The 19162-nt window shown below is 62.0% G+C and carries 20 protein-coding genes; 11 read left to right on the plus strand and 9 right to left on the minus strand.

Annotated features, from left to right (window positions below; translation table 11 throughout):
* Window positions 1–24: 24 nt before the first annotated feature.
* Window positions 25–945 carry a LysR family transcriptional regulator gene (locus QA637_RS11760; protein ID WP_283061515.1) on the plus strand — a complete coding sequence of 307 codons (921 nt, stop codon included), beginning with the start codon at window positions 25–27 and terminating at the stop codon, window positions 943–945.
* 18 nt (window positions 946–963) lie between these two features.
* On the opposite strand, the gene QA637_RS11765 is transcribed toward QA637_RS11760, so the two are convergent.
* The 4 genes from QA637_RS11765 to QA637_RS11780 form a co-directional block, all read right to left on the minus strand.
* On the minus strand, window positions 964–1557 hold the full coding sequence (locus QA637_RS11765; RefSeq protein WP_153441287.1) for an SGNH/GDSL hydrolase family protein: 594 nt from the start codon (window positions 1555–1557) through the stop codon (window positions 964–966).
* Between the two features lie 156 nt (window positions 1558–1713).
* Window positions 1714–2103, minus strand: a complete 390-nt coding sequence (locus tag QA637_RS11770) for a DUF779 domain-containing protein (RefSeq protein ID WP_153441288.1) — start codon at window positions 2101–2103, stop codon at window positions 1714–1716.
* A gap of 101 nt (window positions 2104–2204) precedes the next feature.
* Window positions 2205–3713, minus strand: coding sequence for an aldehyde dehydrogenase (gene adh / locus QA637_RS11775; protein WP_153441289.1), 1509 nt, complete (start codon window positions 3711–3713; stop codon window positions 2205–2207).
* A gap of 154 nt (window positions 3714–3867) precedes the next feature.
* The gene (locus tag QA637_RS11780; protein WP_153441290.1) at window positions 3868–4824 is read right to left on the minus strand and encodes a helix-turn-helix domain-containing protein; all 957 of its coding nucleotides are present in this window, start codon (window positions 4822–4824) and stop codon (window positions 3868–3870) included.
* A gap of 305 nt (window positions 4825–5129) precedes the next feature.
* On the opposite strand from QA637_RS11780, the gene QA637_RS11785 reads away from it, so the two are divergent.
* The 5 genes from QA637_RS11785 to pth all read left to right on the plus strand — a co-directional run bounded on the left by QA637_RS11785 (window position 5130) and on the right by pth (window position 11470).
* Window positions 5130–6311 (plus strand): benzoate/H(+) symporter BenE family transporter, encoded by a 1182-nt coding sequence (locus tag QA637_RS11785; protein WP_283061517.1) that lies wholly within the window; start codon window positions 5130–5132, stop codon window positions 6309–6311.
* A gap of 159 nt (window positions 6312–6470) precedes the next feature.
* Complete coding sequence (locus QA637_RS11790) at window positions 6471–7088, plus strand: 50S ribosomal protein L25/general stress protein Ctc (RefSeq protein ID WP_153441292.1); 618 nt, start codon at window positions 6471–6473, stop codon at window positions 7086–7088.
* 297 nt (window positions 7089–7385) lie between these two features.
* On the plus strand, window positions 7386–9755 hold the full coding sequence (locus QA637_RS11795) for a putative bifunctional diguanylate cyclase/phosphodiesterase (protein ID WP_153441293.1): 2370 nt from the start codon (window positions 7386–7388) through the stop codon (window positions 9753–9755).
* Window positions 9756–9774: 19 nt separating this feature from the next.
* Window positions 9775–10515, plus strand: a complete 741-nt coding sequence (locus tag QA637_RS11800; protein ID WP_153441294.1) for a substrate-binding periplasmic protein — start codon at window positions 9775–9777, stop codon at window positions 10513–10515.
* 235 nt (window positions 10516–10750) lie between these two features.
* Window positions 10751–11470 carry an aminoacyl-tRNA hydrolase gene (gene pth / locus QA637_RS11805; protein ID WP_153441295.1) on the plus strand — a complete coding sequence of 240 codons (720 nt, stop codon included), beginning with the start codon at window positions 10751–10753 and terminating at the stop codon, window positions 11468–11470.
* A gap of 44 nt (window positions 11471–11514) precedes the next feature.
* On the opposite strand, the gene clpS is transcribed toward pth, so the two are convergent.
* Window positions 11515–11826 (minus strand): ATP-dependent Clp protease adapter ClpS, encoded by a 312-nt coding sequence (clpS, locus tag QA637_RS11810; RefSeq protein ID WP_153441296.1) that lies wholly within the window; start codon window positions 11824–11826, stop codon window positions 11515–11517.
* A 209-nt stretch (window positions 11827–12035) separates the two neighbouring features.
* On the opposite strand from clpS, the gene ychF reads away from it, so the two are divergent.
* From ychF to QA637_RS11825, 3 genes are all read left to right on the plus strand, one after another.
* Window positions 12036–13139 carry a redox-regulated ATPase YchF gene (gene ychF / locus QA637_RS11815; RefSeq protein ID WP_153441297.1) on the plus strand — a complete coding sequence of 368 codons (1104 nt, stop codon included), beginning with the start codon at window positions 12036–12038 and terminating at the stop codon, window positions 13137–13139.
* A 105-nt stretch (window positions 13140–13244) separates the two neighbouring features.
* Window positions 13245–13700: a MaoC family dehydratase gene (locus QA637_RS11820; RefSeq protein ID WP_153441298.1), complete on the plus strand. Its 456-nt coding sequence runs from the start codon at window positions 13245–13247 to the stop codon at window positions 13698–13700.
* The gene (locus QA637_RS11825; protein ID WP_184108533.1) at window positions 13697–14167 is read left to right on the plus strand and encodes a MaoC family dehydratase; all 471 of its coding nucleotides are present in this window, start codon (window positions 13697–13699) and stop codon (window positions 14165–14167) included. The genes QA637_RS11820 and QA637_RS11825 overlap by 4 nt, the downstream gene beginning before the upstream one ends.
* A 36-nt stretch (window positions 14168–14203) precedes the next feature.
* On the opposite strand, the gene QA637_RS11830 is transcribed toward QA637_RS11825, so the two are convergent.
* Window positions 14204–14749, minus strand: a complete 546-nt coding sequence (locus QA637_RS11830) for an adenine phosphoribosyltransferase (protein WP_153441300.1) — start codon at window positions 14747–14749, stop codon at window positions 14204–14206.
* Window positions 14750–15100: 351 nt separating this feature from the next.
* Here QA637_RS11830 and QA637_RS11835 point away from each other — a divergent pair, with 351 nt between their 5' ends.
* Window positions 15101–15286: a DUF1059 domain-containing protein gene (locus QA637_RS11835; RefSeq protein ID WP_153441301.1), complete on the plus strand. Its 186-nt coding sequence runs from the start codon at window positions 15101–15103 to the stop codon at window positions 15284–15286.
* An 83-nt stretch (window positions 15287–15369) separates the two neighbouring features.
* Here the strand turns inward: QA637_RS11835 and QA637_RS11840 are convergent, their stop codons facing one another.
* The 3 genes from QA637_RS11840 to QA637_RS11850 are packed head-to-tail and all read right to left on the minus strand — an operon-like array spanning window position 15370 to window position 17881.
* Complete coding sequence (locus QA637_RS11840) at window positions 15370–16632, minus strand: CCA tRNA nucleotidyltransferase (RefSeq protein ID WP_153441302.1); 1263 nt, start codon at window positions 16630–16632, stop codon at window positions 15370–15372.
* Window positions 16629–17261 (minus strand): CoA pyrophosphatase, encoded by a 633-nt coding sequence (locus QA637_RS11845; protein ID WP_153441303.1) that lies wholly within the window; start codon window positions 17259–17261, stop codon window positions 16629–16631. The genes QA637_RS11840 and QA637_RS11845 overlap by 4 nt, the downstream gene beginning before the upstream one ends.
* Entirely contained in the window at window positions 17258–17881 is a 624-nt protein-coding gene (locus QA637_RS11850) for a DUF1285 domain-containing protein (RefSeq protein WP_153441304.1), read from the minus strand. The genes QA637_RS11845 and QA637_RS11850 overlap by 4 nt, the downstream gene beginning before the upstream one ends.
* 264 nt (window positions 17882–18145) lie before the next feature.
* On the opposite strand from QA637_RS11850, the gene QA637_RS11855 reads away from it, so the two are divergent.
* The gene (locus QA637_RS11855) at window positions 18146–19159 is read left to right on the plus strand and encodes an AAA family ATPase (protein WP_153441305.1); all 1014 of its coding nucleotides are present in this window, start codon (window positions 18146–18148) and stop codon (window positions 19157–19159) included.
* Window positions 19160–19162 lie beyond the last annotated feature (3 nt).

A 19162-nucleotide genomic window follows, 5' to 3' on the forward strand; every position in this document is an offset into this window, starting at 1 on the left:
GAATAACTTCATAATGGCGCGACAGTGGCAACCGACCCCTTCAGCGGATTGATGGAATTCCTGGCGGTGGCGGAGCATCGCAGCTTCACCGCCGCCGCAGCCACGCTCGGCGTTACGCCGAATGCCGTCAGCCAGACGATCAAGGCGCTCGAGACTCGGCTTGGCGTTCAGCTCTTCGTCCGCACCACGCGCCGCGTGGCCTTGACGGAAGCTGGTAGCGCATTGCTGCTGCGCGCGCGCCCGGCGGCATCCGAGATCGCTGAGGCCTATGATCTGCTTGGCGGCTTTCGCGACCGTCCGATCGGCAACCTCCGGCTAACCGTCCCGCGCATGGCGATCCCGCTCGTTCTGACCCCGCTGCTGCCGCGCTTTCGGCAGGCCTATTCGGACGTGTCCGTGGAAGTCTCGATCGATGACGCGGCCATCGATATCACCGAACGCGGCTTCGACGCCGGCATCCGCATCGGCGAGGCCGTCGAAAAGGATATGGTCGCTGTCAGGCTGACGCCCGACATTGGCTGGGCAGTCGTCGGCGCACCCGCCTATTTCGCCCGACGCGGCCGACCGGCGACGCCAGAGGAACTGACCCGGCACGAATCGATCCGCTATCGCTATCCCACTTCCGGCACGATCTATCGCTGGGAGTTCGAGCGGGAGGGGCGCGATTTCTCCGTCGACGCTCCGGGCGGGTTGACCGTCAACGACTTCCTGCTGCTCATCGAACTGGCGCAAGCGGGGATGGGACTCGCCTATCTGCCGGAGCCGTCGGTGCGCGAGGCTGTCGCAGCCGGGCGTCTCGAACGCGTGCTCCACGCCTATCTGCCGACATCGCCGGGCCTCTTCATCTATTTTCCTGCCAAGGCCCAGACGCAGCCCAAACTGCGGGCGTTTCTCGATCTGACAACGAGGATCGGACGCGAGAAAACATCGGCAACGGGACACTGACTGCGGCAAAGCGTGCGCCTACGCGGCGAATGGCTTTGCCAGTTCGTCCGGCTTTGGCTGACTGTTTTCGAGAAGGGCCGACACGGGTTCCGCACCATCGAGTACCAGAACTTTCACGACTTGCGACAACGCATTCAGCTTGACGGCTGCGGGATCTGGGGACACTTTTGCGGCAGCGATTTCCGCGTCAAACGCAGCCTGCTTTTCCGCAATCTGCTCTTTGAAGATTTCGCCCTTCATCGCAGCCACAGACGGAATGGTCGTCGTGATCGATGCTCCATCCGGCAGATCGGTGTGTATCGTGAACTCTTCTGGCGGAAAGCTCTGGCGATGCTTAATGATCAAATCGGCGAGCGCAATGTGCTTGGCGTTGTCTGGGTGGATTCCGCCCAGCGTCGCGCCGCGTTTCATCGCGGCATCATAAGAATCCAAAAACTCTTTCTGAAAGTCGCTATTTCCCGCAATGGCATTGAAAATAGCTGCTGCAACCGCATCCGAGCTGGCCTTGAACACTGATGAGAGGAGGAAATCGACAGCCGACACGCCGGCCCGCGAACCGGATCGCAGGATGGCCAGAGCAGCAGAATTGCCCACGGACGAAATCGTTGTCATGAAACTGCTCCCTCGCAAATTTCAACGCCCGCATCGGCATCGAAATCAATCAGCATCTGCGGCTTCATGCCTGGCAACAAAAGAGTGGAAAAACTGCAGCAACTACTATAAATTGCAAACGTTTAAGAAGGCCTAACGCGACCGGCGCAGCCGGCACTAACTGCCGCCACAAGCCAGGGGTTGTACCGTGCAAACCTCGCCTCCACCGAACAGACGCGACCGCGTCAAAAAACGCTTCTCCCGACCATTATCGAGCGAGAACATCCCGCCCCTTCCCGGAACGACATCGATGATCAGTTGCGTGTGCTTCCAGACTTCAAACTGGCTGGCGCTGATATAGACCGGCACGCCGTCGATCTCGCCGAGCCTCACGTCATTGTCGCCGACGATGTAGTCATCCGCCGGATAGCACATCGGCGACGAGCCGTCGCAGCAGCCGCCCGACTGATGAAAGAGAATGTCCGGATGATCGCGCCGGATCTCGCGGATGAGTTCGATTGCCGCATCGGTCGCAAGCACCCGCGGCTCGCTATTTGTTTCCGTCATGATTTTCTCCCTTCCCGCACGACCGACAGGCCCCCGATGAAATACCGGAAGCCCGCCGGGAGGATCACTGGCGGATCGCCGCCGGGATCGAACTGTGAGGATCAGAAGAAGCCGAGCGCCTTCGGGCTGTAGCTCACCAGCATGTTCTTGGTCTGCTGGTAATGGTCGAGCATCATCTTGTGCGTCTCGCGGCCGATGCCGGACTGCTTGTAGCCACCGAAAGCGGCATGCGCCGGATAGGCGTGGTAGCAATTGGTCCAGACGCGGCCGGCCTGGATGGCACGGCCGAAGTGGTAGCACCGGTTGGCATCCCGGCTCCACACACCGGCACCGAGGCCATAGAGCGTGTCGTTGGCAATCTCCAGCGCCTCGGCCTCGGTCTTGAAGGTCGTCACCGAAACGACGGGCCCAAAAATCTCCTCCTGGAAGATGCGCATCCTGTTGTGGCCGCGGAAGACCGTCGGCTTGACGTAGTAGCCGCCGGAGAGCTCGCCTTCGAGCACGTTGCGCCCGCCGCCGGTCAGCACCTCGGCCCCTTCCTCCTTGCCGATCTCGATATAGGCGAGGATCTTTTCGAGCTGCTCGCTCGACGCCTGTGCGCCGATCATCGTCGCCTGGTCGAGCGGGTTGCCCTGACGGATCGCTTCGACTCGCTTCAGCGCCCGCTCCATAAAACGGTCATAGATGCTCTCCTGGACCAGCGCGCGGCTTGGGCAAGTGCAGACCTCGCCTTGGTTGAGCGCGAACATCGCAAAGCCCTCAAGTGCCTTGTCGAAATAGTCGTCGTCCTCGCTCACCACATCGGCGAAGAAAATATTCGGCGATTTGCCGCCGAGTTCGAGCGTAACCGGTATAAGGTTCTGGCTGGCATATTGCATGATCAGCCGCCCGGTCGTCGTCTCGCCGGTGAATGCGATCTTGGCGATGCGGGGGCTGGTGGCGAGCGGCTTGCCCGCTTCAAGGCCGAAGCCGTTGACGATGTTCAAGACGCCCGGCGGCAGGAGGTCGCCTACGAGTTCTGCCCAGACGAGAATGGAGGCCGGCGTCTGCTCGGCCGGCTTCAGCACGACGCAGTTTCCGGCGGCGAGCGCCGGCGCCAACTTCCACGCGGCCATCAGGATCGGGAAGTTCCAGGGGATGATCTGGCCGACGACCCCGAGAGGCTCATGGAAGTGATAGGCCACCGTGTCGTGGTCGATCTCGCCGATCGAGCCCTCCTGAGCGCGGATGCAAGCGGCGAAATAACGGAAATGATCGATCGCCAGCGGAATGTCGGCAGCCATGGTCTCGCGGATCGGCTTGCCGTTGTCGAAGGTTTCCGCCCGCGCCAGAAGCTCCAGATTGGCTTCCATGCGGTCAGCGATCTTCATCAGAATGTTGGAGCGCTCCGTCGTCGACGTCCGCCCCCATTTTTCTCGCGCCGCATGCGCAGCATCGAGCGCGGCCTCGATATCGGCCGCATCGGAACGGGCGACCTGGCAAAGCGTGCCACCGGTGACCGGCGTCGTATTGTCGAAATAGCGGCCCGCAACCGGCTCCCGCCATTCGCCGCCAATGAAGTTTCCATATTTCTGCTTGTACGGGGTCTCGACAATCTTCTGGTGCAGCATGGCTTCCTCCCTTCGAACAGCAGTCCTTTGCTGTGCGAAGAAGGGTGAGGCCGAATATCGAACTGCGATAGAGAGGCACAGCACTCGACAGTGCCATCTGTTTCAGAATTGAGACAGGCAGGACCGGCTCGGCGTGCTGCAGCGCAGCAATCGCTCAGTTCAGCGAAAGCCGCTTCATCTTGCGGTAAAGCGTGGCGCGGCTGATTCCGAGAAGGTCGGCGGCCATCGAGACGTTGCCGTTCGCACGCGACAGAACGCGGCGAAGTGCAGCTCGCTCAGCATCCGGCAGTTCCCCTCCGTCGCCGGGCGGCTCTTCCTGGAGCAGGTCGGAAGCGGGAACGCCCGCTGCAATCCGCCTGTCGTCGAGGCCGAGCCGCTGGCGCGCGGCGCGGGTTGCACCAAGGACGAGGTCGTCGCGGTCGACCGCAAGTAAGGCCGGCCCTGCCCTGTCTACCTGTACGAGCACGATGCGCGCCCCAGCGCAGGCCCGCCGGAAAAGATTGGCCTCGATGCGGTAGGCGGCGTCGCGCACGGCCTGGGAGAGGATCGACACCGTTGCCTCGGACGCGTCGTCGCGGCAGGTGGAAATGTCAATCGCCCCCGCAAGGTGTCCCGCCTCGTCCCGGATCGGCGCCGTCGCGCAACTCAGTCCGATATTGCGGCTCAGGAAATGCTGGTCACGCTGGATGACGACAGCGCGCTCGTCGGCGATGGCAGTGCCAATGCCATTTGTGCCGACGCTTGCCTCGCTCCACACGGTTCCCGACCACAGGCCGACATCGCGAAATTCGGCATCATCTCCGACCGCGCCGCGGCGTTCGAGCGCGACGCCCTTGTCGTCGGTCAACAGAAGGCAGCAGCCGGCCTTGCCGATGACTGCGAACAGCCGATCGAGTTCTCCGGCCGCCTCGGCAACCAATACGCCGGAACGCTCGTGCGCCTGCCTGAATTCGTTGTCCGTGAGCCGTAAGGGCGAACGGGCCTCCTCCGGTGTCAATCCATGCAAGGTCATGCAGCGGCGCCACGATGCCGCAACCGGCGAACTCGCCGCAGCCGACGATTGATGCGCGATCCTGTAGACGTGTTCGGAATGATCCCTGACGGCAGGCATCCGCTCCCTCCCTGAAAGCGTCCTTCGGCGCGAACAGGTCCGCCGATCTCCCGCTCGGCATACCCACGCCGCAGCACTATAGGCATCGATTGCGCGGCCGGTCCAGCCAGACGAAGGTCGCGCAATCAATCGCCTTCGTGGATATATCAAGTGACACAGTGCACCGAGCCGCGTGTTTTCAGACGCGCAACGGACAGTGTAGCGCTTTGAATTGCCGGATGTTTTTATCCTTAAATTGGGCATTGGGATATGCTACTCGATGCCGTCATTTCACGCCCCGCTCCCGCAACATCCGGTTGTTCGCCATGCTTCGCGACTTTTCCCTTCAAAGCCTGTTCATGGGCCTGCTGATCGCCTTTGTCGGCTTTGCAAGCTCATTCGCCGTCATCCTGAACGGCCTTGCCGGCGTGGGCGCAACGGACGCCCAGGCCGCCTCCGGCCTGATGGCGCTGTCGATTTCGATGGGGGTATGCGCAATCGTCATCAGCACAGTCACGCGGCTGCCAATCAGCATCGCGTGGTCGACCCCTGGCGCCGCATTGCTCGCAAGCTCGACCGCCGTCGCAGGCGGCTTCAATGCCGCGGTCGGCGCCTTTCTCGTTTGCGGCCTGCTGATCGTCATCGCCGGGCTTTGGAAACCGCTCGGCAAGATGGTTTCCTCGATCCCCTCGGCCTTGGCGAACGCAATGCTCGCCGGCGTGCTCATCGGCCTGTGCTTCGCGCCGGTCAAGGCAATCGCCTTCAACCCCCTCTTCGGCCTGCCTATCGTTCTCGCCTGGGCGCTGGTCGGCAGCATCAACAAGCTCTATGCCGTCCCGGCCGCCCTCCTCGCCTTCGTCCTCGTCATCGCCTTCGGCATCGAAATGCCTGACGGCATCTTGGCAAGGCTCAGCTCGGCGCTGATACCCCAAGCCGAATTCGTCTTCCCCGTATTCAACACTGCGGCCTTGGTTAGCATCGCCCTGCCGCTCTTCATCGTGACGATGGCGTCGCAGAACATTCCCGGCATCGCCGTTCTGAAGGTCAACGACTACCACCCGAATCCGGGCCCACTCTTTGCAACCACGGGTCTCTTCTCGATGCTGAGCGCGCCGTTCGGCGGCCATGCGGTCAATCTGGCAGCAATCACCGCGGCCATGTGCGCCGGCGTCGATTCCCATCCCGACCGCGCCCGCCGCTACTGGTCGGCAATTAACGCCGGCATTGCCTACATCCTCTTTGGTCTGCTCGCCGGCGCCGTTACCACCTTCGTCAGTCTCGCACCTCCGGTGCTGATCGAGGCCGTCGCCGGGCTTGCGCTTGTTGGCGCCTTTGCAAGCTCGGCCTTGGCCGCCTTCAGCGAAAGTCAGACGCGGGAAGCCGCCGCCATCACCTTTTTGGTAACCGCATCAGGCGTCAGCTTCGGCGGCGTTTCCGGCGCCTTCTGGGGTCTGATCGCCGGCGGCCTCATGCTCGCACTCGCCCGCTTGACCAAGCGGAGGGCGTGAACCATAGCGCCGCGCCTTGCATTTCCGCCCGATCTCCGCTATGGACCGCGCGTCCGCGCAGACACCCTTGGAGGCAACGCGGATGAAGCTGCCCGTCAGCTTCAGGTTTTTCCGCTTCTTTGACGGACGAACTCTCCAAATAACCAGAAAGGTCTACCCATGAGCCAGACTTACGAGCTCAAGGCCGAGACGCGCGAACGGGTTGGTAAGGGGTCCTCCCGTGAACTTCGCCGCAACGGTCTTATCCCGGCTGTCATCTATGGTGACAAGCAGGCCCCCCTTTCCATCGCGCTCTCCACCAAGGAAGTGACGATGAAGATCCACGCCGGCGGTTTCATGACCACCGTCGCGATCATCAACGTCAACGGCGAGAAGATTCGTGTCCTGCCGAAGGACTATCAGCTCGACCCGGTCCGCGATTTCACGATGCATGTCGACTTCCTGCGCGTCTCGAAGGACAGCCAGGTTTCCGTCCAGGTCCCGGTTCACTTCGAGAACGAAGAGAAGTCTCCGGGTCTCAAGCGCGGCGGCGCCCTGAACATCGTTCGCCATGAAGTCGAGCTGAACGTTTCGGCCGACAACATTCCGGAGTTCCTGACCGTTGACCTCACCGGCCTGAACATCGGCGACACCGTCCACATCTCGGACATCAAGCTTCCGGCAGGCGCGACCCCGGTTATCGCTGATCGCGACTTCACGGTCGCCACGATCGCCGGCCGCGTGATGGAAGCCGAAGAAGAAGCAGCAGAAGAGGCTGAGGGCGAAGCAGAAGAATAATCTGCATTTCGCATCTCGCCAGCCCGCTCAAGGCTGACAAGACAAACCCGCTCCATGTCGCATGGGGCGGGTTTTTCGTTTCCGGACGGGCGTGAGGCCGCCCGGGCTTGGCTTTTGCCAAGCATCATCATCCGCTAATGCAAGCACAGCGTCTCGGCTTCGCCCCCATGAAATCTCGGCGTGCAACTTCAGCAACATTTAAGGTTTGGATGATGTTCTGCCGGCGGGAGACGTCGGTGGCAATCCAAGAGAACCAGCAATGATTAAAGTGGCAGCAACTGCCGAGGGGAGCGCGCGATGATGCACTCGGTGGAAAACCGGTTTGTTGCGATCATCTGCGGCGCGATGTTTGTATTCGTCGCCCCATTGCTCGCACTCTTCCTCACCATATCGAGCGAACGTGTCGCACGCGAGCGCCTGCAGAATATCGAGCTTCTGATGGAAGCTAGCGGCGAAGCGCTCGGCAAGCCGATCTGGGATTTCGACCAGCAAGGCATCGAACGGATCGCCCGCTCCCTGATGAACGCCACCGATATTCGGGCCGTCGCCATTCACGATGCGGGTGGAAATATCCTTGCACAATTGCCGAAGGGTATTGGCGGCACGGCCGCCAGCCGCTCGCTGAAGACCGCGATCGCCTTTGATAGCGTCGAGGGCATCAAACAGGTCGGGACGCTCGAAGTCGTCGTCCCGACGCCCGGCATCCTTTCACGCTTCAGCAAGGACGAATGGACCGTCCTCGCCATTCTGCTTTTTGCGGTCGCGATCGTCTTCGCGGCCGCCCTCGTCGGCAATCGCTTCACGGTGATCCGCCCGCTGATGCGGCTGACCGCCGCGATCGAGGCGACACGCCGGCTGGGATCCCGCCACCGGGTCGACTGGATTTCGGACGACGAGATGGGCACGCTCGCCGCAAACTTCAACGAGATGCAGGATCGCCTGGAACGCGAGGAAACCGAACTCAAGATCGCGCACGAGCGCGCAACCGAGACCTATAACCTGACTCCGGCCATGCTCTTCTCGCTCGACGCGGCAAACAGGCTGAGCGCCGTCAGTGATTACTGGCTGCTTGCAACCGGCTATGCCCGCGAAGACGTCATCGGCCGCAACTTCACCGATTTCATTGATCCCGTGTGGCACGAAGCCTATCGCCTTCGCGCAAAGACGACCGCGGTCGACAACGACAACATCAGCGAAGTGACACTGCCCTTCCGCAAGGCCGACGGCGAATTCATGACCGTCCTGATCCTGGAATCGGAAATGGCTCATGGCGGCGATCTCTCGCTATCCGTCATGACCGATGTCACCGCGCTCAAGCAGGCAGAGAGTCGCAACCATGCCCAGGCGATCACCGATCACCTGACCGGACTGCTCAATCGCCAGGGCTTCGAAAGCGCCCTCGACGACGCAATCCGCAACGCCGACGCGTGCGGCATGCAGCTTGCCTGCCTGTTCATCGACCTCGACCGGTTCAAGTGGATCAACGACAGCTTCGGCCACGCCGCCGGCGACGCCGTCCTGCGCCGTACCGTCGAACTGGTCCGCGCAACGCTTGCCGCGGATGACGTAATGTCGAGGCTCGGCGGCGACGAGTTCGCCATTCTCGTTGCGGCAACGGATGTCGCCGCACTCGCCGCCGAGATTGGCGAGTGCATCTGCGCCGCACTGCGCGAGCCGATGCCGATTGCCGGCAACGAACTGTCGGTCAGCGCCAGCGTCGGCGTTTCCGTCTACCCGACGCATGCGACAAGCGCTTCAGACCTTCTGCTGAAGGCGGACATGGCGATGTATGCGCGCAAGCGCGACGGCAAGAACGGCCTGCGGATTTTCGACGCGAGCATGCTCGACACCGCGCGCGAGCGCCACGAGATCGAGCAATGCATCGAAACCGGCCTGAAGGAGGATTGGTTTGAAGCCTGGCTGCAGCCTATCGTCGGACTCGGCGACGGCCAGATCGTCGGTTTCGAAGCGCTGATGCGCCTCGATCATCCGGAAAAGGGACTGATGCCGCCCGGCAAGATCATCGGCATTGCCGAGGAGACAGGCACGATCGGCCGTATCGGCGACCGCGTGCTCGAGAAGGCGATCCGCCACCTCGCCGCGATCTCCGCGCTCGATGGAACGCAGAATACCTATCTGGCAGTCAACTTCTCGCCGCTGCAGTTCGAGTTGACACTGCCCCACAAGCTGGCTGCGCTGCTCCTCAAGCACCACATTTCGCCGCAGAGGATCGTCATCGAGATCACCGAGGCGGTGCTGATGCTGGACAATCCCGAAGTTCACGCCGTCCTCAAACAACTCAACGAGTTCGGCTGCCGCATCGCGCTCGACGATTTCGGCACCGGCTACTCGTCGCTCAGCTATCTCAATCGGTTCCCTGTCGACATCGTCAAGGTCGACCAGTCCTTCACCCGGTCGCTGAGCTCCGGTACAGCCGACGTCAGGCGCAAGAGTCGCATGCTCATCAAGGGTATTCGCACCATTTCGCATCAGATGGGATGCACGGTCGTCGCCGAAGGCATCGAAACGAAGGAGCAGTGGCAGCTTCTGCGCAAGCTCGGCGTGGATAATGGCCAGGGTTATCTCTTCAGCCGGCCCATGCCGATCGACGGTATGCTGGCCCTCCTGGAGAACGAATCCGAAGCCAAGGCGGCCAATCCGGCATAGCGCACATCGAAAAGGAGAAATGGGCGTGAAGCATCTGATCCTGGCGTTCCTGCTCGGTCTTTCCGCCACCGCTCACGCCGAGACGATCCATTTCGTCACCGAGGAGTATCCGCCCTATAACTTCTCGACCGCGAACGGCGTGAACGGCTCGTCGGTCGAACAGGTTGCATTGATCATGAGGGCCATCAATCTCCCTTACGAGACCGAGGTCCTGCCTTGGGCGCGCGCCTTCGCGCTTGCCGAAAACCAGCCTTTCCACTGTGTTTTCACCACGGGCCACGACGCCGAGCGGGACAGGAATTTCAAATGGGTTGAACCGCTGCTCGTCGATCACATGATCATGGTGCGGCGCAAGGGTGCGGCGATCGCGCCGCAGACGATCGATGAAGCCAAAGAGTTCGTCGTCGGAACACAGCGCGGAGACTTCTCCGCAGCCTATTTGAAGGCGCATGGTTTCGACAAGATCGACTATGCCGCCAACCTCGACTCCACGATGAAGAAGCTCGCCGCCGGTCGCATCGATCTGCTCATGACGTCGGAAAAAACCTTCGAGACCATGCGGGCCGATGGCATACCGGTCGAAGCGGTATTGGTGCTGGAAGGCAAGCAATATGGCATCGCTTGCCACCGGGACATGCCCGATGAGACCATTGCCCGCATGCAGGCCGAACTCAACCGCCTGATCGCCAGCGGTACGCAGGACCGGATCTTCGAACGCTACGGCCTGCGCCCGAACCGTATCGAACAGGCGGCGAAATAGGCGTTGACTTTGGCCGGGCCGCGATGATTTTGGGTTGAAACAGCGGGACGTGGCGGAACTGCCCCTCTCCTCGGGTTCAACCCGAGGACTAGCCCTCTCCCCGCAAGCGGAGAGGGGGACAAGAACGGCACAGCGAGTCCCCTTCGCCCCGCTTGCGGGGAGAAGGTGGCCGGCAGGCCGGATGAGGGGCGAGCCACCCTCCGCGCCAAGCAGGAAGCATCAGGAGTACGGCGACATGCTGATTATCGCGGGACTTGGCAATCCGGGTGCGAAGTATGCCGGGAACCGCCACAATATCGGCTTCATGGCGGTCGAGGCGATTCAGCGTCGCACGAGCTTTTCCTCGTGGTCGAAGAAGTTCAAGTCGGAAGTCTCCGAAGGCGAAATCGCCGGTGAACGCGTGCTCCTGATGAAACCGCAGACCTACATGAATCTGTCAGGAGAGGCGGTCGGCGAAGCCATGCGCTTCTACAAGCTCGCGCCGAAGGATATTGTCGTGATCTACGACGAACTCGATCTTCCTGCCGGCAAGGCACGGATCAAGACTGGCGGCGGCCACGGCGGCCACAACGGCATCAAATCGATCGACGCCCACTGCGGCAAGGACTACCGCCGCCTGCGCCTGGGCATCGGCCACCCGGGTGTTAAGGACCTCGTGCACGCCCATGTGCTCGGCGACTTCGCCAAGGCGGATCAGGCCTGGCTTTCGCCACTCCTGGACGCCATCGCCGACAACGCGGACATGCTGGTCCGGGGCGAGGATTCGCAACTGATGAACAAGATCGCGCTTGCGACCGGCAGCAACCCGACTGACGAAAAGCCGCAGGCACCGAAGAAGCAGCCCGCGCAATCCCATATCCACCAGGCCCGCAACGCAGCGCAGCCAAAAAAACTTCCCACCACCGGCCCAATGGCCGAGATGCTGAAGAAGATGTTCGGCTCGAAAGGGGATTGAGGAAGGGGGATTGAGGAAGGGGGATTGAGGAAGAAGGGCCGAGCCTACTCCTCCGGCTCTGTCGTGAACATCAGCGGATAGCCCGCTTCCTTGCCGACATCCGTCGCCTCCTTGGCCTTGGTCTCGGCGATGTCCCTGGCGCAGACGACGACGACCGAGGTGCCGAGCTTGTGTGCCGTCATCATCACCCGGTAGCCGGTTTCCTCGCTCATCCGGAACACGGCCTTGAGCACCATGACCACAAATTCACGTGGGGTGTAGTCGTCGTTGACCAGAATGACCTTATAGAGCTTCGGCCGCTGCAGCTTAGGCTTCGATCTGGTCTTGAGTCTTGGGGCAACATCGCTGTCACTCATCGGAAATCCACCCGTTGATGACATGAGGAGGCGATCACCATCGCGCGGACAATATCGCGCGTCGGACATGCGCATTCAAGGGAAGGCCGGAATGCTACAGCGTCCTTTGCGCGTCTGACAAGGCGCGCGGCGGTTCAGAAGAGCTTGACCGCTCCTCTCCTTTACCCCATAGCCACCGCCAAGCAATCCGAGAAAGACAGGTTTTAGCCATGGGCTTCAAATGCGGTATCGTCGGGCTGCCGAATGTCGGCAAGTCCACACTCTTCAATGCGCTCACCAAGACGGCAGCGGCGCAAGCGGCAAACTATCCCTTCTGCACGATCGAGCCGAACACCGGGGAAGTCGCGGTTCCGGATCCGCGCATGCGCAAGCTCGCCGACGTCGCGAAGTCAAAGGAAATCATCCCGACGCGCATCTCCTTCGTCGATATCGCCGGCCTCGTGCGGGGCGCGTCCAAGGGCGAAGGCCTCGGCAACCAGTTCCTCGCCAATATTCGCGAGGTCGACGCCGTGGTCCATGTGCTGCGTTGCTTCGAAGACGACGACATCACCCACGTGGAAGGTCGCATCCACCCGGTTGCCGATGCCGAGACGATCGAAACCGAACTGATGCTCGCGGATCTGGAAAGCCTGGAGCGGCGCACGGACCAGACGCGCAAGCGTGCCGCCGGCAAGGACAAGGACTCGATGGCACAGCTTCCGGTGATGGAAGCCTCGCTGAAGCTCCTGCAGGAAGGCAAGCCGGTGCGCACCCTCCTGTCGAAGCTCGACGCCGACGAATTGCGCATTCTCCAGGGCCTCAATCTCCTCACCGCCCATCCGGTGCTTTACGTCTGCAACGTCGCCGAAAGCGATGCCGCCACCGGCAACGAGCACACGCGCGCGGTCGCCGAAATGGCAAAGGCTCAAGGTGCGGAAACCGTTGTTATCTCGGCCGCGATCGAATCGGAGGTCGCACAGCTGCCGGAGGAAGAGGCCAAGGAATTCCTTGCTGCGCTCGGCCTCGAGGAGGCCGGTCTCGACCGATTGATCCGCGCCGGCTACAAGCTGCTCGACCTCATTACCTATTTCACGGTCGGCCCGAAAGAGACACGCGCCTGGACCATACCGCGCGGCACCAAGGCGCCGCAGGCCGCCGGCGTTATCCACACGGATTTCGAGCGCGGCTTTATTCGTGCGAACACCATCGCTTATGATGACTATATTTCGCTCGGCGGCGAAACCGGCGCGAAAGAAGCCGGCAAGGCGCGCGACGAAGGCAAGGAGTACGTCGTCCAGGACGGCGACGTCATCCATTTCCGCTTCAACACCTGACGCGGTGGCTATGCGGCACAGCGCCGTCCTTAAATTGTCTTCGATTTGAGGAAACATACGGTAGAGCCGCATAGCAGCACATCTCCGGCAACGAGGGAGGCCGGCATGCTCTATTTCGAAGACTTCACGCCAGGGCGGCGCTTCGACTATCATCCGGTCGCCGTGCAGGCGCCCGACATCATCGCCTTCGCCAGCGAATTCGATCCGCAGCCGATGCACTTGGATGAAGAGGCCGGCAAGCGTAGCATTCTCGGCGGGCTCTCCGCCTCGGGCTGGCACACGAGCGCGATCGGCATGCGTATGATGATCGACGCCTTTCTCGGCAATTCCTCCTCTCAAGGCTCGCCGGGCATCGACTTCATGGATTGGAAGAAACCGGTGATCGCAGGCGACGTGCTGACAGGCTTCAGCCTGGTGCTCGGCGCCCGGCAGTCGAAGTCGAAACCTGACGTCGGCATCGTCAAGTTCCGCAATGAGATCAATAACCAGACGGGGGAAGCGATCGCGGTTTCGGAATGCTCCGTCCTTTTCCGCCGCCGCGACCGGGGGCAGCGGTTGTGATGACATTGGCGGAACTCTACGCAGCCGGCCGAAAAACCGTGATCGGCAGTCTGACATTTACGGCAGAAGACATCGTCCGCTTCGCGCGCAACTTCGACCCGCAGTCATTCCACCTCGACGCGGAAGAGGCCAAGCACTCGCTTTTCGGCGGGCTTTGCGCGTCCGGTTGGCACACGAGCGCCGGCTGGATGCAATGTTTCGTGCGGTTCTGGAGGGATGAGATCCGACGCCTGGCGGCCGAGGGGCTGCACGCGCCGAACCTCGGCCCCTCACCCGGCTTTCGCGAACTCAAGTGGCTGAAGCCGGTCTATGCCGGCGACACGATAACCTACGCCGTCACCTTTCTCGAAGCGCGGAGCGTCGCGTCGAGACCCGGATGGCGCATCAACACCATTCTTTGCGAAGGCGAGAACCAGCACGGCGAAACCGTCATCCAGTTCGAAAGCAAGGTGATCGAATTCACCTGAGGTTGGCGCGTTGCGCGCCGCCCATACGCCAGTGCTTCAATGTCCCGCGAATTCGATCAGTGTGCGGACATTGACGCCGAGGGCTTCGAGCTTCCTGCGCCCGCCAAGCTCTGGCAGATCGATGATGAAGCAAGCAGCCACGATATCCGCTCCCATCTGCTGCAGAAGCTTGACGGCGCCTTCGGCGGTCCCGCCGGTGGCGATCAGGTCATCGACCAGGATCACCTTCTCGCCCGGTTGGATCGCATCCCTGTGCATTTCCATCTCGTCCACGCCGTATTCGAGGCTGTAGGCGATGCGAACCGTATCGTGCGGCAGCTTGCCCTTCTTTCGGATCGGCACGAAGCCGGCCGAAAGCTGGTGGGCGATCGCACCGCCCAAGATGAACCCACGCGCCTCGATGCCGGCGATCTTCTCGATTTTGGTTCCAGCATAGGGGTGAACGAGTTCGTCGATCGCGCGGCGGAAAGCCCTCGGATTGCCGAGCAATGTCGTGATATCGCGAAACATGACGCCTGGCTTCGGGTAATCCGGAATGCTCCGGATGGAGGAAATCAGTTCCGATTGAACGGTCGCGGTCATGACGAAAAAATAGCCTCTGCGAGTCTCATGGGAGGCAAAGCCATACCATCAACAATGTGCAATTCTATAGAGGTTTCTTCGCGTTGCCGTCAGAAAGCTCACCCTCCCCGCCGCAAACCGCAAGGCCTTGCAAAATCTCCGCAGGGCATGCGGAACAATTTGGCGGCGTCGGTGTTAATGTTGCGCTTGAATTTGCAAGGCACGCAATGGGGCGTAGCTGCGCGTGCGGCGTCGTGCGCCTTTCGAGACGCGGAAAGGACGCTGTAGCGCCTTGAATTGCTGCATGTTTTTACCCCAAAATCGGCTAAGGAAACATGCAGGAGAGCCAGCAGCAGAGGAAGGAGGGCCACCATGCGCTTGTTTGAATGCGGTTCGCTCGTCCCGGGTTGTGAATGGCACACCCGCGCCGACAATGATGCGGAAATCGTCCGTCGCGTTGTGGAGCACATGCGCGTGACCCATGGCGAAACGGTCATCCGCGAGAACATGATCGACAACATCAAGGTTCGTATCGTGGACGAAAGCAAGGCCGCCTGACCGGAGCGGGGCAAGCGCCCTTTGCTGCCTTCGGATCGGATGGACCGCGGAGCGGTATCGCTCCGCCGACGTTACTTGGGTTGTCACGTCGAATCGCGCACCATCGATTCGAGCCGGGCTGCGAGCGCTGCCCGGCCGGGAGCGAAATTGCGCTCGATCCAGAAATTTTCGAGCTCGGACAGCACCTCGCCGACCTTGGGACCGGCCGGAATGCCGGCCTTCAGGACATCGGCTCCGGTCAAAGGAAAGACCGGGCGCTGCCACTTCATCGCACGCGAAAGAAGCCGCTGAAACGCGGCCGTTTCGGGAAGGAGCGACGGATCGTTTTCGGACAGGCGGCGCGACGATGCGAGAGCAAGCCGCAGACGCGTAGTGATCCCGTCAGCGCCGGAGCGATAAAGCTGGCGATCGAGAGCCGCATCCGCGAGCGTTGCGGGAACCGCCGGTGCAGTGGCAAACCGCGCGAAATAGGCGGCCTCCGCCTTCGATAGACGCAATCGCGCCGCCATGGCATCGAGCCGTTCCGCATCCGGCGGAACGATCGCCGCCAGCCTGAGCAGCGGATCCGGCTTCCAGGAGAAGGCCTTCTCGGCGGCAATCAGGCCGGGAATGGCGTCAATGCCCCACTTCTCGGTCTCCGGCAGGATTTCGGAGAGCACGCCCGCTTGGCGCATCCACAGCAGTGCGCGACCTGGGTCATCGGCGGCGAGCAGTTTCTTCGTTTCGGACCAGACCCGTTCCGCCGAAAGCGTCGAGAGCTTCGCACGCGCCTGTGCGCAGGCCCGCAGCCCATCTGCGTCGGGTCGGCCGGCGCCGTAATAGGCAAAGAACCGGAAGAAGCGCAGGATGCGCAGGTAATCCTCCCGGACGCGCTCGGCGGCATTGCCGATGAAACGCAGCGTCCGGCTCTCGAGATCGGCAAGGCCGCCGACATGGTCGATTACTTGACCATTGCTGTCCGCATAAAGCGCATTGATCGTAAAGTCACGGCGCTCCGCATCCGCCCGCCAGTCGGTCCCGAAAGCCACTTCGGCGCGGCGCCCGTCGGTTGCAACGTCGCGCCGCAGCGTCGTCACTTCATAGGGCGTCCCGTCGATGACGAGGGTGACCGTGCCATGCTCGACACCGGTCGGCACGACCTTGATGCCCGCTGCCTTCGCCCGTTCAGCAACATCCTCGGGCCGCCAGGTGGTCGCCATGTCGACATCGCCGGCCGGCAGTCCCATGAGGCTGTTGCGGATCGCGCCGCCGACCACACGCACCTCGCCGCCGTCGACGTCCAGGACGTCGAAAACACGCCGGAGCGAGGGAGCCTGAAACCACGCCTCAGCGGCAACGGAAGTCATGCATAAAGCCTTTCGTAGAGCATGCGGACGATCCCCGCGGTAATCCCCCAAATATTCCGTTCGCCATAAGGCATGCGGTAGAACTGCCGCTCCGCACCCTGCCAATGGCTGCGTCCGCGCCCGTGATTGACAGGGTTCATCAAGAAAGAAAGCGGCACTTCGAACACGCTTTCCACCTCTTCCGGATTGGGCGCGAGTTCGAACCCCGGCTGCACGACCGCGAGCACCGGCGTGATGCGGAAGCCCGACATGGCCATATAGTGCGGCAGACGGCCGATCGTCTCGACGAAGCGGGGGTCGAGGCCGATCTCCTCCTGCGCCTCGCGGAGCGCCGCAACTTCGATGGACTGATCCTCGGGATCGACGGCCCCGCCCGGAAAGGCCACCTGACCCGAGTGCTTGCGCAACGTCGACGTCCGCTGGGTAAAGATCACGCTCGCGTCTTCGCCATCGTCGACGACCGGCACAAGCACGGCCGCGTCCTTCAAATGGAGAGTTTCGAGGTAGGGCACGATGCCCGGATTGAGCAGGAAATCGCCGTGATCGCGCCAGGCCGTCTCGACCGGCCCACCGGCCTGGGCGAGCGCCCTGCGGCGAAACTCGTCGGCGGAAAAGGGATGATTTGTCATTGCGATAGGGCTTCCAGCTCCGCCGCCGGCATGATCGGAAAGGTGGCGCCGGACGATTTGACGCAGAACATGTCGACGCCATCGATCTCGACCGTTTCGCCCAGTTCGACAATGTCATACATGACCGGCCTCGATACGAGCGCCTCAAGCCGCCCACGCACATGAAGGTAGGGCTTCAGTTCGCGATTTTCGCCGTGGACGACGAAGCGGAGGGGATGCTCCGGCCCGGCTTCCACCACATCGCCAACATTGGTGCGAAATGTCAGGACATTTTCGCCATCCTTGTCAGTAACGCTCATCTCCACGGCGATGAACGGAGCGTCCGCAATGCGGATGCCGACCTTTTCCACTGGCGTGACGAGGTAGGTCCTGCCGTCCTCGTCCTTGCGGAGCACGGTGGAAAACAGCCGGACGAGCGGCTGGCGACCGATCGGTGTTCCCATGTAGAACCACGTTCCGTCGCCACGGATTTCCATGTCGATGTCGCCGCAAAACGGCGGATTCCAACGGTCGACCGGCGGCAATCCCCGCGCTTCACCGCCCCTCTCGCCGGCGGCGCGGGCAATCAGCGCGGCAAGGCCGGCCGCGTCGCCCGTTTGCTGAATCTTGGCCTCTGCCATCGTTCCGTCCCGTTTGGTCCTGATCTTGCTTTTGAAGCATAACGCGTTCAGACGAACGTGCGAGGGATGCTCCGGCCTCCGGTTTTGGGGCATTCCGTCCGCATCGACGAGCATGCGGGATGCACGGCGAGCGTCCTGCAAGCTCACGACATAGTGCGTTGGCGGCGGCTTGTCAGCCGCCTGCCAGGGTCTAAATTGAAAAATACGGACTGAATATCAGGCAATGGCGATTCGGTTCAGCAGCGACGATCTGGGAGAATTGCGATGAGTGTTATGAAAAGCGCGACAGATGCGGCCGACGAGAAGGCAATCGTCGCGGCCGCGGAAGCCGCACTGGGTGAGATCGCGCTCATACGCGCCGAAGTCGGCAAGGTGATCTTCGGCCAGGAAAGCGTGATCGAGCAGACGCTGCTCGCCGTGCTGTCCGGCGGCCATGCGCTGCTCGTTGGCGTGCCGGGCCTTGCCAAGACCAAACTCGTTGCCACGCTCGGTACCGTGCTCGGGCTCGACAACAGCCGTATCCAGTTCACGCCCGACCTGATGCCTTCCGACATTCTGGGCTCGGAAGTGATGGACCAGGACGCCGCGGGCTATCGGTCGTTTCGTTTCGTCCCCGGCCCGATATTCACCCAGCTGCTGATGGCGGACGAGATCAACCGCGCCTCGCCGCGCACGCAGTCGGCGCTGTTGCAGGCCATGCAGGAGTACCACATCACTGTTGCCGGCGTCCGCAAGGACCTGCCCCAGCCGTTCCACGTGCTCGCGACCCAGAACCCGCTCGAGCAGGAGGGAACCTACCCCCTGCCGGAAGCGCAGCTCGACCGTTTCCTGATGCAGGTCGATGTCGGCTACCCCGAGCTTGCCGCCGAACGGCAAATCCTCCTGGAAACGACCGGCGTCGCTGAAGCCGAAGCGCGACCGGTGATCGACGCCCAGCGCCTCCTGCAGATCCAGAGTCTGATCCGCCAGATGCCGGTCGGCGAGAAGGTGGTCGATGCCATCCTGTCGCTCGTGCGCTCTGCCCGCCCGGGCAACGGCAACTCGACCACCGACAAGAATGTCGCCTGGGGCCCAGGTCCGCGTGCAGGCCAGGCCCTGATGCTGTGCGCCCGTGCGCGCGCCCTCTATGACGGCCGCCTGGCGCCTTCCGCCGACGATATCCTGGCTCTTGCCGAACCCGTGCTGCAGCACCGCATGGCGCTCACCTTCGCCGCCCGTGCGGAAGGCATGACTGTGCGCGACGTCATCGACGGCCTGGTGAAAAGAGCCAAGGGTTAATGC

The sequence above is a fragment of the Sinorhizobium terangae genome (assembly GCF_029714365.1).
Taxonomy (GTDB): Bacteria; Pseudomonadota; Alphaproteobacteria; order Rhizobiales; family Rhizobiaceae; genus Sinorhizobium; species Sinorhizobium terangae.